A 13,084-nucleotide genomic window follows, 5' to 3' on the forward strand; every position below is an offset into this window, starting at 1 on the left:
GGGAGCGGCGTGTGCTCGTTCAGGGGCGATCAACGACCCACGGAAGCGTCAGTGGAGCCCCCTTTCTTGACAGCGAGGACGGGTCGGGCGGGAGTCAGGCCGGGGAGCCCTGCCAGTGGCCGACGAGGTCGCGGTAGAGGGCGGAGCTCGCGAGCAGCTCGTCGTGGGTGCCGAGCGCGGCGGTGGCGCCGTCGAGGACGAGGATGCGATCGGCGCGCAGGGCCGAGCTCATCCGGTGGGCGACGACGATGAGCGTGCCCCCGCGGGCGGCGAAGGCCTGCTCGGCCATCATCTCCGCGGACGGGTCGAGATGGCAGGTCGCCTCGTCGAGGACGGCTAGCGGCGCGGCCGAGAGGTAGGCCCGGGTGAGGGCGATCAGCTGGCGCTCACCCGCGGACAGGGTCGCCGGGTCGACGCGGGCGTCGAGGCCGCCGAGGCGGTCCCGCAGCGCGGTCAGACCGACGGCGTAGCAGGCCCACTCGACCATCTCCGGTGTCGCGTCCGGCCGGAGGTAGCGGATGTTCTCGCCGAGCGTCCCGCTGAAGACGAACGCCTCCTGCGGGATCAGCACGCGGACGCGCGCCCGGGTCTGCGGGTCGAGCGCCCCGATGTCGGTGCCGGCGACGGTCACCGTCCCCGACCCGGGCCGGAGCATGCCGCAGATCAGGTTCACCAGCGTCGACTTGCCGATACCGCTCGGCCCGACGACGGCAAGGTGCTCGCCGGGGACGACGGTCAGCGAGAGGTTGCGCAGCACGGGTTCGGCGGTCGGGCCGTAGGCGAACCCGACCTTGCGCAACCGGACCTCCACCAGCGCGGGGTGGGGCCGCCAGGTGGTGCCGCCCGGCGCCACCGGGTGTGGCGCCGGGCGGGTCGGTCCCGCGCCGAGGATGCGCCCGAGCGTCACCCACAGCGGGATGATCGAGTCGCTGACGCAGGCGGTCAGCGCCGTCATGGCCGGCGCGATCGCGGCGGCGGCGTAGGTCACCGAGCCGGCGATCTCGCCCGGGCTGGTGCCGCGGTCCAGCAGCCACGGGATGCCGAGGACGATGAGGACGATCGGCACGCGCGCCCCGAGTCCGACGACGAGCAGCCGCCACGCGGTGACCGCGGCGACGGCCCGCCCGAGCCGCGCGTTCTCGTCGATGCGGTCGCCGACGCCGGTCCGGATGTGCTCCGCGGCGCCCGCCGCCTGGATGTCGCGCAGGCCCTCCATGGTGCCGGTGACGCTCGCCGCGACCTGCTCGCCGGAGAGGATCAGCGCGCGCTCGCGGCGCACCACCGTCGGCAGGGAGCAACCGAAGATCGCCAGCGACAGCACGACCGGCGGGACGACGAAGATCAGCACGTCGGTCGAGAGCGTGCTCTGCCCGGCCAGGGAGCTGCTGATGCCCGCGACGAACGCGAGGATGCCGAGGATGCCCATGCCGAGCGTCCCGCGCACGGTCTCGATCTGCTGCGAGAGGCGGGCGACCGCCCCCGCGTCGGGGCGACCGTCGGGGGCCGTCGCGGACTGCAGGGTCTCGGCGACGACGAACTCGACGAGGTGGTCGCGGAACGGCTCGACGAGCCCGGAGACCGACTTCACGGCCTTGCCCGCGCCGACGGCGGCGACCAGCGCGGTCGCGGCCAGCAGGGCGAGCCAGGTGAGACCGGTGCGGCGGTCGCCGGCGAGGAACCCGTCGTCGAGCGCGCGGGCGACGACCTTGCCGTGCAGGAACGCGGGCACCGAGGCGAGCGCGGTCCAGAGGACGGTCATCACCGCGGCGCGGGGATTCGCGCGGCACGCGCCGACGAGGGCGTGCCGCACCGCCGAGCTCGGGGTGCGGGCCGGCTTGGCGGTCTGCGTCGGGACCGGGGTGCTCACGACGTCCCCCAGGGGACACGGGTGGCGGAGTCGTCCAGCGGGTCGGGGGTCGGCGCGGTCCGGTAGAGCGTCTCGATCGCGAACGGGTCGGTCTCCCCGGTGCCGAAGTTCGCGCGGTACTCGGGGTCGGCCCACAGGGTGCTGTGCGGCGCGTAGCCGCGGACGCGACCGGCGTCCAGCCACACGACGTAGTCCGCACGTGCCGCGGTGGACGCGCGGTGCGCGACGATCACCTGCGTCTGCCCGGTACCACTGCGCTGCAGAGCCTCCGTCACCTGAAGCTCCGTCACGGTGTCCAGGCTCGACGTCGCGTCGTCGAGGACGAGGACGCGGCCGGGGTGCGCGAAGGCGCGAGCCAGGCCGAGGCGCTGCGCCTCGCCGCCGGACATCGGGGCCTGCGGCAGGGGAGTCGCGTACCCGAGGGGCAGGCGGCGGATGAAACCGTCGGCGGCGGCGGCCTCGGCCGCCGCGGTCACGGCGTCCGGCCCGGGGCGGTGGTGCCCGAAGGCGATCGTCCCGCCGACGGTGCCGCCGAGCAGCGCCGGCCGCGGGAACGCGTACGTGACCGCGGTGTGCAGCGCGGCCGGACTGAGGTCGCGCAGCAACTGGCCGTCGATGCACACGAGCCCGGAGTCCGGCTCGACCAGTCGACCGAACAGCGCGGCGAGCGTCGACTTGCCCGAGCCCGAGCGGCCGACGACCGCCACCGACGCCCCGGCGGGGATGTGCAGCGTGACGCCGCGCAGTGCCGCGTTCTCGCCGGAGCCGACCCAGACGTCGACCAGGGTCAGCGCGCCCGGGCCGGTCAGTTCCTCGACGGTGCCGTACTCGGTGGCGGGCACCTCGAGTGCGTCGACGCAGCGGCGCGCCGCGCCCCGGGACTGGCCGTACGCGATCAGCTTGGCGAGGGCGTTGACGACCTCGACGCCGAGCCCGACGTAGGCGCCGGCCGCCACCATGTCGCCGACGCTGATGCGCCCGGCCGAGAGCTGCCACCCGGCGACGGCGAGGACGACGACCTCCAGCATCGGCAGCAGGGCGGCGCTCTGGCCGACCGCGCTCGCGTGGGCGGACCACAGGCTCGCGCCGTGACGCCGCAGGTCCTCGACCGGTTCGAGCACCCGGGCACGTTCGGTGTCGACGGTGCCGGCGGCCGCGACGGTGCGCGCGCCGGCCAGGGCCTCGGTCAGGCGCCCGGCGACCTCGCCCTGCGCGGCGGAGTACTGCTCGGTCACGTCGGTGACGGTCCTGACGAGCGCGCCGAGCAGGACGCTCAGCGCCAGCAGACCGACGAGGAACGCGGTGCCGCACCAGACGTCGATGCGGAAGAGCATCACCATCGCGCCGACGGCCGGGATGCCGGCCGCGAACGCGCCGACGAGCCGGACGGGCGCGGCGCCGGTCTGCTCGGCGTGTGCGCTGGTGCGGCTGACCAGGTCCCCGGCCGGGATGGCGCGCGTCAGTCGGGGACCGGCGGCGGTGGCGTGGCCGAGGAGTCGGTGCCGGATGCGCGCGGTGGCCCCGGCGGTCACGGCCCCGCCGGAGAGCGCGAGCATCGACTCGGCGACGCCGACCCCGAGCAGCAGACCGACGGCGATCTGGGTCCAGGTCAGGCCGAGCGGTCCGTCCGCGGGCGCGTCGGCGAGTGCGGAGTCGAGGGCCTTGCCGATCGCGTGGGGGAGGACGAGGGAGGCGCCGGCGACAGCGACCGAGGCGAGGACCAGCACGAGCAGAGATCCACGGACGGAACGGACTCCGGTCCGGATCAATCGCTCGGTCTCGGCCACCGCGTCACCTCAAGAACGGTCGGAACAGACGGGACGTCAGCAGGGGGCCCGGAGCAGGGCCCGCTCATGGGCACCACGAAGACAGCAACCCCAAGCTTTTGGCCCGGTTTGCTGGAGAAGGGGAGATAATGTGAGGGATCCCGTGCGGGCGACCTCCAAACGCCCGCACGGGATCCTTCACTTGCAGAGCCCGCCCCGCGAAAGGGGCGAGGGGCTCAGGGCGCGCTTCAGCCCAGGCCGATGCGAACCTTCAGCGTGCCGAGCAGAGCGCCGACCGAGCCGAGCAGGCCACCAAGAAGACCACCGAGCATGACTTTCTCCTTTTGTGAGGGTGGGTGGAGATCCGCAGGTCGTTCTGGCCGGGGTTACCGGCCGGCACCACCGTGCGTCACTCCGTGTGTTTCTTACGTAGTCGCCGGAGCGACTGCTTTGGCCGAATTTGATCTTGATCGGTTTCGGGTGAAACCATCTCTGCGACCAATCGGTTACTGCGCGTCTAAGACTGCCGCGTTCTCCGCGACTGTGAATACGTAAACGGTTACCGCCCGACATGAGACCGGTCAAAAGCGACAAAGCCAGTGAAAAAAACTCGCACTCAGTAATTCGATCATGACCAGAAGTAACAAAAACCGGATCTTGACCCTGAATTCCGACTGTCTGCGATCAGGCCGATCCGGACCGCAATCGGCGATAGCGTCGGACCCCCGGGCCCGCGGAATGCGGGGACGTCGGCCAGGAGGAGAGCAGTGACGGACGCCGGTGGTGGTCACGCAGCGCAGCTGTCCGACCCGGAGCACGCCGAGACCAAGGCGATCATCGCCGCGGCGTTCGACAACTCGGCGGACAGCTACGAGCAGGTCGGCGTCGAGTTCTTCGCCCCGCTCGGGGCCGAGCTGGTCCGCCGGGCCGCCCCGCAGCCGGGGGAGCACGTCCTCGACCTCGGGTGCGGCCGCGGGCACTGCCTGTTCCCGGCCGCCGAGGCGGTGGGCAGCCGGGGCTCGGTGACCGGCACGGACCTCTCGCCGCGCATGGTGCAGCTCTGCGCCGCGGAGGCCGCCCGGCGCGGGCTCGCTCACGTGCACGTCGAGCTCGGCGACGCCTCCGACCCCGCCTTCCCGGCGGCGAACTTCGACCTGATCACCGCCGGCATGGTCATGTTCTTCGTGCCCGAGCCCCGCAAGGCCCTGCCCCGGGTGGCCGCGCTGCTGCGTCCGGGTGGCCGCTTCGCGATGAGCTCGTTCGGCCCTTCCGACCCGAAGTTCGACGAGACGATGGGCATCCTCTACCGGCACCGCATCGGGCCGCCGTGGGAGGACAACCCCGACAAGCCCTTCACCACGCACGAGACGATCACCGCGATGCTCGCCGACTCCGGGTTCGTCGACATCGAGATCACCGAGATGCAGCACGACATCGTGTTCGCCGACCTCGACGGGTACTGGGCGTGGGTCGGCTCGCACGGCGGGCGGATCATGATCGACCAGGTCCGCCCCGAGCACCTGCCGGCCGCCCGGGCCGACGTCTACGCGATGCTCTCCGAGCACCGCGAGCCGGACGGCTCGCTGATCCATCGGTCCCGTGCCTGGTTCACCACCGCGCGACGTCCTCCGGTGACCACCCACCCCGGTGGCAAGGGGACGGCGAGGGTGCCGGCTTGATCCTCGATCCCCCGGTGCTGATCCGCCCCGCCGCCGAGGCTGACTGGCCCCAGATCTGGCCGTTCCTCTGGCTGATCGTGGCGGCGGGGGAGACGTACACCGTCGATCGCGACATCGACGAGGAGACCGCTCGCGCCTGGTGGATGCGCCCGGACGCCCGGGTCTTCGTCGCGGTCGCGCAGGGCCGCGTCGTCGGCTCGGCGAAGCTGACCCGCAATTTCGACGGGCCCGCCTCCTCCGTCGCCAACGCGAGCTTCCTCGTCGACCCCGGCTTCGCCGGGCGCGGGGTGGGCCGGGCACTCGGGGAGCACGTCCTCGTCGCGGCGAAGGAGGCCGGATTCCGGGCCATGCAGTTCAACGCGGTGGTGGAGACGAACGTCACCGCCGTCACCCTGTGGCTCGGGCTCGGCTTTCAGATCCTCGCGACGATCCCGGACGCGTTCGACCACCCGAAGCACGGCCCGGTGGGCCTGCACGTGATGTACCGGAAGCTGTAGCGAGGCCGCGACCTAGGATCGGAGGCCATGTCCTCCGACCGCATCGTCAAGCCCGCCGCGATCTCCGGCTTCCCTGAGTGGCTGCCCCAGATCCGCCTCGTCGAGCAGCAGTGGCTCGACCGGATCCGCGCGACCTACGAGCGCTACGGGTTCTGCTCGGTCGAGACGCCGTCCGTGGAGGCCCTCGAGGTCCTGATGGCCAAGGGGGAGACCTCGCAGGAGGTCTACACCCTGAACCGGCTCCAGGGCGGGGACGCGAACGATGCCCGGCTCGGGCTGCACTTCGACCTGACGGTCCCGCTGGCCCGATACGTGGCCCAGCACTTCAACGACCTGGTCTTCCCGTTCAAGCGCTACCAGATCCAGCGTGTCTGGCGCGGTGAGCGCCCGCAGGAGGGCCGCTTCCGCGAGTTCACCCAGTGCGACATCGACGTCATCAACGTCGACTCCGTGCCGCTCTCGTTCGACGCCGAACTGCCGCGGATCATCCACGAGGTCCTGACCGACCTTTCGATCGGCGGTTTCACCCTCGGCATCAACAACCGCAAGGTGCTGCAGGGCTTCTACGAGGGCATCGGCATCGGCGACCCGATCGGCGTCATCCGGATCGCCGACAAGCTCGCCAAGATCGGTCCCGACGGGGTCGCCAAGCTGCTCGTCGACGAGCTCAGCCTGACGGACACTCAGGTGAAGGCGGTGCTGGACCTCGCGCAGGTGCGTGGCGGCGCCGAGGTCGTCGACGAGATCGCGCGGCTCGGCTCGGGTGGCGCGCTGCTGGACGAGGGTCTGGCCGAGCTGTCCTTCGTGATGCGGGAACTGGCGGACCTGCCCGCCGGCTCCGTCGTCGCCGACCTCTCGATCGCACGCGGACTGGACTACTACACGGGCACGGTCTACGAGGGCACGCTGACCGACGCCCCCGGCTTCGGCAGCATCTGCTCGGGCGGCCGTTACGACAACCTGGCGGGCTCGTTCATCCGCCGCGACCTGCCGGGCATCGGCATGTCGATCGGCCTGACGCGCATCTTTGCCAAGCTCGTCGGCGACGGCACGATCACCGGCGGTCCGCTCTCGCCGGCCCAGGTGCTGGTCGTCGTCCCGTCGGACGACCGGCGCGGCGAGGCGATCGCGACCGCGGCGACGCTGCGGTCGCGCGGGATCAAGGTCGAGACCTACCACGCCGCGGACAAGCTGAAGAAGCAGCTGACCTACGGCTCCCGCAAGCAGATCCCGTACATCTGGTTCCCGCCGTTCGAGGACGGGAAGCCGCACGAGGTCAAGGACATGGCCTCCGGCGATCAGCGTCCCGCGGACCCGGCGACCTGGACTCCGACCTCCGCCGAAGCCTGAGGCTGAGGCTCCGTCACCAGAGTCACCGGCGTCGCCTGCACGGCGATGCCGTTGAACCGGGCGTTGCCCGAGGCGACGTCCATCAGCTCCGGATCGTTCGGCACCAGGTCGTTGTAGCGACCGCCGCCCGCGCCGTTCGCGGTGCGCCAGCCGCCGTGGTGGCCGAAGTGCGGCGGCAGCCCGACGGTGCCGGGCATGACCTCGTCGGTCACGGCGGCCGTCGCGGTGATCCGGCCCCACCGGGAGCTGATCGCGACCTCTGCGCCCGTCGAGATCCCGCGCGCGGCCGCGTCGTCCGGGTGGATGCGCAGTACGCAGACCCGGTCCCCGAGCAGCGCCGGGACGTTGTGCAGCCACGAGTTCTGCGACCGGTTCTCCCGGATCGTGAACAGGAGCAAAGGGTGCTCCTCGTCGACGATCGCCGTTCGCGCGATCAGCCGTTGCATCTCGCGCGCGTACACGTCGTGCGCGAGTTCGATGCGCTTCGACCTGGTCCGCAGTCGCTTGGGCAGCATGCCGGTGGGTGCGGAGTCCGCGAGCTGAATTGCGCCGTTGTGCCGCAGGAGCTTCTTGCGGCTGATGCCGCGCCGGCGCAGGCCGAACAGGTCGCCGTCGGGGCCGAGACGCATGAACACGTCGACGCCGACCCACGGGGGCAGGCGCAGGCCGAGCTTGCCCATCAGCTGCGCACCCGGCGCCGGTGAGGGGAGCAGGCCGATCCGCTTGCAGATCTGGTCGAGGATCCACCAGTCGTCGCGCGCCCCGGGCGGCGGCGTCACGAGCTCGTCGGTCCACTGCGCGTTCGGGACGCCGTAGTGCAGCTGACCGAACAGCGGGAAGCCCTCCCGCTCGAGCAGCAGCTTCGGCGGCAGGACGTAGTGCGCGTGCCGGTTCGTCTCCGTCAGGTACGGGTCGAGCGAGACGAACAGGTCCAGGTCGGCGAGCGCGCGCTCCATCTCCGGCGAGTTCGGCGACGTCGTCGCCAGGTTCGTCGCGACGGTGACCAGCGCGCGCAGCTGGCCCGGGCCCGGGGTCGTGATCTCCCGCGGCATCGTCGCGAGCGGGGAGGTGCCCAGGACCTCGGGGAAGTTGTCCACCCGCGTCCGCCAGCGGTCGTAGCCGTCGATCTTGAACAGCCGTGTGAACAGCTCGGCGTCGAGCATCGGCCGCGAGAACGTCGTTCCGCCGGGCCGGTCCAGGTTGCCGGTGACGATGTTGAGGACGTCGATGAGGTACTTCGTCAGCGTCGAGAACCCGCCCGTCGACGTCCCGCAGCGGCCGTAGACGCAGGCCCGGCCGGCGGCGGCGAAGTCGCGCGCGAGGGTCTCGATCGTCTCCCGCACGATGCCGGTCTCCGCCGCGGCGCGGTCGAGGTCGATGTCCGCGACGAGCGTCCGGAGGAAGTCCACGCCGTTCACGAGCGAGGCCAGATAGCCGGAGTCGACGCGGTCCTCGTCGAGGATCACCCGCAGCATCCCCGCGAGCAACCAGGCGTCGGTGTCGGGCCGGATCGGCACGTGCTCGAAGAGCTTGGCCGTCTCGGTCCGGCGCGGGTCGACGACGACGACGCGGCCGCCGCGCTTGGTCACGCCGAGCAGGCGCTCGCGCACCCGACCCACCGTCATCATCGAACCGTGGGAGACCACCGGGTTCGCCCCGAGGATCAGGGTGAACTCCTGGCGGTCGAAGTCCGGGAACGGCGTCATCAGGTTGTGGCCGTAGAGCGTGTGGCCGACCACCCAGTAGTTGTTGATGTCGACCGAACCGGCTGTGTAGAAGTGCTTCGTCCGCAGCGCGGCGGCCATGCCGAACGCGACCAGGAACGCGCCGTAGTTCCAGCCGCTCGGGTTGCCGATGGCGACGCCGACCGAGGTCCGGTCGTGACGTCGGATCACCTCCCGGAGCCGGCGGCCGATGTCGTCGAGTGCCGTCTCCCAGCTGACCGGGACGAAGCTGCCGTCGCTCTGCCGCTGCAGCGGTTCGACCACCCGGTCCGGGTCGGTGAGGACGTCACCCCACCGGATGCCCTTCACACAGGCGAACCCCGTGGAGTTCGGGTGCGTCGGGTCGGGACGGATCTCCAGGAGCTTGCCGTGCTCGACGGTCGCTTCCAGGCCGCAGCTGGCCTCGCAGACGCCGCACCAGAACTTGTGGTCGCCCATGGGGCGCAGGCTAGACCTTGCGGGCCAGTACCCGGTAGGTGTTGCCGCGGTCGGTCACGTGGGCGAGCTTGGTGCGCAGCTTCTCCAACGGCTGGACGGCCGCGTGCGCCTTGGGGCCGATCTTGAGTACACGTTCGAAGCGCTTCTGCTGGGCCGGGTCGATGTCCTCGCTCATCCAGGGCATGCCGGGATACGGGGCGAACCAGAGCATCGGCAGCGCGACGAGGAACGTGAAGTCGACGGGGATGTGCGACTCCCCGCGAACCTCCAGCACCGGCGTCAGGCCGCGGTGCCGCAAGGCCTGCATGAGGTTCCCGCGGGGGACGAAGTTCAGGTGCTGCGGCTGCAGCCACGGGAACCACCAGCGCCCGACGACCCGGCCGAAGATGCTCTCCGGGTTCGGCACCTCGATCATGAGGATGCCGCCCTTGCGCAGCAGCATCGCGGCGCTGTCGAGCTCCAGGCGCGGATCCCGGGTGTGTTCGAGGTAGTGATGCATGCTCACCACGTCGAACTGGCCGGCCAGGCCGGGCGCGAGCTCGGGCAGGAAGCCGCGGTGGGCCTCGTCGAGCCAGCCTCGCTCCTTGCCCTCCTCGACGCTGACGCCCATGTCGAGGCCCTCGAAACGGGTGTCCGGCCACAGCTCGCGCGCGTCCCGGCAGAAATGGCCGTAGCCGGTGCCGACGTCGACCCACCGGCGCGGCGGATCGGCGGGGAAGAACTGCTTGAGGTGCTGGGCCCGGGCGAGGTTGCCGTCCTTGCCGAGCTCGAACCCGGCCTCGACCTGGGCGCCGCCGATGCCGTCGTAGAAGTCCCGGTAGTAGTACTCGAGGCCTTCGAGGCTCAGCCGCGGGTTCTGGAAGATGTGACCGCAGGAGCGGCAGGCCATCAGGGTGAATCGTCCGGGCTTGTGCTGGATCTGGTCACCGGAGGTCAGGTGCGTGCGCAGCTTCGAGGAGAAGCACCACGGGCACGTGGTGCGCGGCGGCTCGAAGAAGTGGTCCAGACCGTTCGCGACGTCGGCCGCGTACTTGGCCCGGATCGCGGCGATCTGCGCGGCCAGCTCGGGGGTCATCTCCGGAGCGTCGGCCTCAGCGGTCATGAAGATCAGGATAGGGCGGCACCGGGCCCGGTAGCCTGCCGATGCATCTTCTCGAGGGGGCGCGAGCTGTGACGCTGGGCAAGGTGGTCGGGACCGCGGTCCTCGCGGCGGGGACGGCGCGCGCGGTGCGCACCGCGTACCGGATCGCGCGCAACTCCCGGCTCGAGCACGTCCCGTCGTCGACCCCGCCGACGGTGACCGAACGCGTCTCGGTCCTGATGCCGGCGCGGAACGAGGCCCACCGCATCGGGCCGCCGATCCGCTCGCTGGTCGCGCAGACCGGCTGCGCGGACCTCGAGATCCTCGTGCTCGACGACAACTCGACCGACGGCACCGCCGACGTCATTCGGCAGGCGGGCGGTCAGGACCCGCGCGTGCGGATCCTGACCGGCAAGCCGCTGCCGGAGGGCTGGCGCGGAAAGCCCCACGCCTGCGCGCAGCTGGCCGAGGCCGCGACCGGCTCGGTGCTCGTCTTCGTCGACGCCGATGTCGAGTTCGAGCCCCACGCGATGGCCTCCGCGGTGACGTTGCTCCGCGAGAAGCACCTCGACTACCTCTCGCCCTTCCCGCGTCAGATCGTCGGCAGCTTCGGGGAACGGCTGATGCAGCCGGTCAACGGCTGGGTCCGCCTGTCCGTGGTCGACATGCGCCACGCGGAGGACTCGCACGAGCCCGGCTCGCTGCTCGCCAACGGCCAGTTCATCGTGGTCGACGCCGCGGCGTACAAGCGCTCCGGCGGCCACGAGGCGATTCAGGACGCGATGATCGACGACGTCTGGCTCGCGGCCACGCTGAAGGCCACGGGTTCGCGCGGCGTCGCGGTCCGCGGGTCGGGGATCGCGTCGTGCCGGATGTACGAGAACTTCGCCGAGCTCCGCGACGGCTACACCCGCTGGTTGTGGGTGCTGTTCCCGAACAACCGGGTGCTGGTCAGCACCTGTGCGAAGGTGCTCGCCTCCGACGTGCTGCCGCTGCTCGCGGCCCTGCGCGGATCGAAGCTCGGGATGCTCGGCTACGCCGCCGGCGTGACCGGCCGGGTCATCTCGGGCATCTCGTCCCGCGACCGGCTCGTCCCGGACGCCCTGTTCCACCCGGCGTCCTCGGCCCTGTCGGTGGGGCTCTACGTCGACTCGGTCCGGCGCCGCAAGCGCGACGCGGTCACCTGGAAGGGCCGCGCGATCGCCTGATCGTCCGCGTGGCCGTCGCCGGGCGTCAGTTGTTCTCGACCGGCCGCCGACGGGCGACGGTGAGGACGACGAAGGTGAACGAGCCGAGCACACCGGCGGCCATGACGGTGCCGGCCGGGCCGATCGCCGGGACCAGCGCCAGCAGCACGAGGCCGACGAGAACCGCGGCCGCCGCCCACACGGGCAGGGGCGCGGTGCGCGCAGGAGTCTCGTGGTTGCTCATGATCACCAATTTTGACGCAGAAGCGGCGTCGTCGGTTCGTCCTCTCGGATGTTCGCCGTGGTCCGTTCGGTCGGAATCTAGAACAAAACGGACCAACTGGGCCACCGTCTGGGTCACACCCCGCGCGCGAGGGGGTTCGGGCCCTCCTTGCGGCACAGGACGCGGTAGAGGTTCGCCTGGCCGGTCCTCCGGATGATCGGGTCCAGCCAGTTGTCCGCGCGGTAGGCGAACTTCAGGAACGGCGGGGACACCTTGGTCCACACGAGCTCGTGGCGCTTCTCGCGCCACTTCGTGCGGGGCTGGGTGAGCCAGGGAGCACCCGGGTGGGGCGCGTAGGCCATGAAGGGGGCGCCGGCGGCGCAGATCAGATCGACCGGGATGTGCGCCTCGGCGAGCTGGACCGCGACCGGCTTGAGGTTCCGCTCGGTCAGGGCCGCGAGCAGGTTGCCCAGCGGAGGCATGTGCAGGTGCTGGGGCTGGAACCACTGGATCCACCAGCGGCCGAGGACGCGCAGGATCGACTCCGGGTTGGGGACCTCGATCAACAGGTACCCGCCGTCGGGCATCACCCGGTGGGTGAGGTCGAGCTCGGTCCGGATGTCCATGACGTGCTCGAGGTAGTGGAACATCGAGATGACGTCGTAACGCCCCGTCAGTTCTGCCTCGAGGTCCGGGAACCACGAGTGGTGGGCGTGCGAGATCCACCCCTTCTCGACCGCGTCGAGGACGCCCTGACCCTGGTCGAGGCCGTGGAACGTCGTCCCCGGGAAGACGGTGGCGGCGTCACGGCAGAAGTGGCCGTAGCCGGCCCCGATGTCGAGCCAGTTGCGCGGCCCCTCGCCCGGGCCGAAGAACGGGGAGAGCATCTTGGCCCGCGACTGATAGATCTCGGTCCGCGGGTCGAAGACGGCTTCCATCGTCGCGCGGCCGATGCCGTCGTAGAAGTCCTTGTAGTAGAAGTTCAGCCCGTCCGGGTTGAGCATCGGGTTCTGGAAGACGTGCCCGCACGTGCGGCACCGGTTGAGCTCGAAGCGGCCCGGCTTGCCCTGCGTGGTGTCGCGGGCGGCGAACATCCGCTTGAGGTCCTTCGACGCGCACCACGGGCAGTCGTGTCGGCGCGGGTACCAGAAGCGGTCGATGCCCTTGGCGATCTCGGCCTGGTAGTACGGCCGGGCCGCGTCGAACATCGCCTCGTAGTCGGCCTGGCTGGTCGGCGGGGCGGGCGGTGCGCAGGTGTCGCACATGAGGAGG

At 71.1% G+C, this 13,084-nt stretch carries 10 protein-coding genes; 4 read left to right on the forward strand and 6 right to left on the reverse strand.

Annotated features, from left to right (window positions below; all coding sequences use genetic code 11):
* Positions 1 to 94: 94 nt before the first annotated feature.
* Together ABD401_RS06865 and ABD401_RS06870 are read right to left on the reverse strand one after the other, a co-directional pair.
* Entirely contained in the window at positions 95 to 1,867 is a 1,773-nt protein-coding gene (locus ABD401_RS06865) for an ATP-binding cassette domain-containing protein (RefSeq protein WP_344602978.1), read from the reverse strand.
* The gene (locus ABD401_RS06870; RefSeq protein ID WP_344602980.1) at positions 1,864 to 3,654 is read right to left on the reverse strand and encodes an ABC transporter ATP-binding protein; all 1,791 of its coding nucleotides are present in this window, start codon (positions 3,652 to 3,654) and stop codon (positions 1,864 to 1,866) included. Before ABD401_RS06870 ends, ABD401_RS06865 begins: the two co-directional genes overlap by 4 nt.
* Before the next feature lie 746 nt (positions 3,655 to 4,400).
* On the opposite strand from ABD401_RS06870, the gene ABD401_RS06875 reads away from it, so the two are divergent.
* From ABD401_RS06875 to hisS, 3 genes are read left to right on the forward strand one after another with little or no spacing between them, the layout of a single operon-like run.
* Positions 4,401 to 5,312, forward strand: coding sequence for a class I SAM-dependent methyltransferase (locus tag ABD401_RS06875; protein ID WP_344602982.1), 912 nt, complete (start codon positions 4,401 to 4,403; stop codon positions 5,310 to 5,312).
* Positions 5,313 to 5,326: 14 nt separating this feature from the next.
* A complete protein-coding gene (locus ABD401_RS06880) occupies positions 5,327 to 5,809 on the forward strand; it encodes a GNAT family N-acetyltransferase (protein ID WP_344603198.1) in 483 nt (160 codons plus the stop codon).
* A gap of 27 nt (positions 5,810 to 5,836) precedes the next feature.
* Positions 5,837 to 7,159: a histidine--tRNA ligase gene (gene hisS, locus ABD401_RS06885; RefSeq protein WP_344602984.1), complete on the forward strand. Its 1,323-nt coding sequence runs from the start codon at positions 5,837 to 5,839 to the stop codon at positions 7,157 to 7,159.
* Here the strand turns inward: hisS and ABD401_RS06890 are convergent.
* Together ABD401_RS06890 and ABD401_RS06895 are read right to left on the reverse strand one after the other, a co-directional pair.
* Complete coding sequence (locus ABD401_RS06890) at positions 7,108 to 9,321, reverse strand: molybdopterin-dependent oxidoreductase (RefSeq protein ID WP_344602986.1); 2,214 nt, start codon at positions 9,319 to 9,321, stop codon at positions 7,108 to 7,110. The two genes, hisS and ABD401_RS06890, sit on opposite strands and share 52 nt — an antisense overlap.
* A 10-nt stretch (positions 9,322 to 9,331) precedes the next feature.
* A complete protein-coding gene (locus tag ABD401_RS06895) occupies positions 9,332 to 10,423 on the reverse strand; it encodes a class I SAM-dependent methyltransferase (protein ID WP_344602988.1) in 1,092 nt (363 codons plus the stop codon).
* A 68-nt stretch (positions 10,424 to 10,491) separates the two neighbouring features.
* Between ABD401_RS06895 and ABD401_RS06900 the strand changes: the two genes are divergently transcribed.
* Positions 10,492 to 11,610 (forward strand): glycosyltransferase family 2 protein, encoded by a 1,119-nt coding sequence (locus ABD401_RS06900; protein ID WP_344602990.1) that lies wholly within the window; start codon positions 10,492 to 10,494, stop codon positions 11,608 to 11,610.
* Between the two features lie 25 nt (positions 11,611 to 11,635).
* Here ABD401_RS06900 and ABD401_RS06905 read toward each other — a convergent pair whose 3' ends face one another.
* Positions 11,636 to 11,833 carry a hypothetical protein gene (locus ABD401_RS06905; protein WP_344602992.1) on the reverse strand — a complete coding sequence of 66 codons (198 nt, stop codon included), beginning with the start codon at positions 11,831 to 11,833 and terminating at the stop codon, positions 11,636 to 11,638.
* A gap of 113 nt (positions 11,834 to 11,946) precedes the next feature.
* Positions 11,947 to 13,077 carry a class I SAM-dependent methyltransferase gene (locus ABD401_RS06910; RefSeq protein WP_344602993.1) on the reverse strand — a complete coding sequence of 377 codons (1,131 nt, stop codon included), beginning with the start codon at positions 13,075 to 13,077 and terminating at the stop codon, positions 11,947 to 11,949.
* Positions 13,078 to 13,084: the final 7 nt, after the last annotated feature.

This window comes from Sporichthya brevicatena (assembly GCF_039525035.1).
Taxonomy (GTDB): Bacteria; Actinomycetota; Actinomycetes; order Sporichthyales; family Sporichthyaceae; genus Sporichthya; species Sporichthya brevicatena.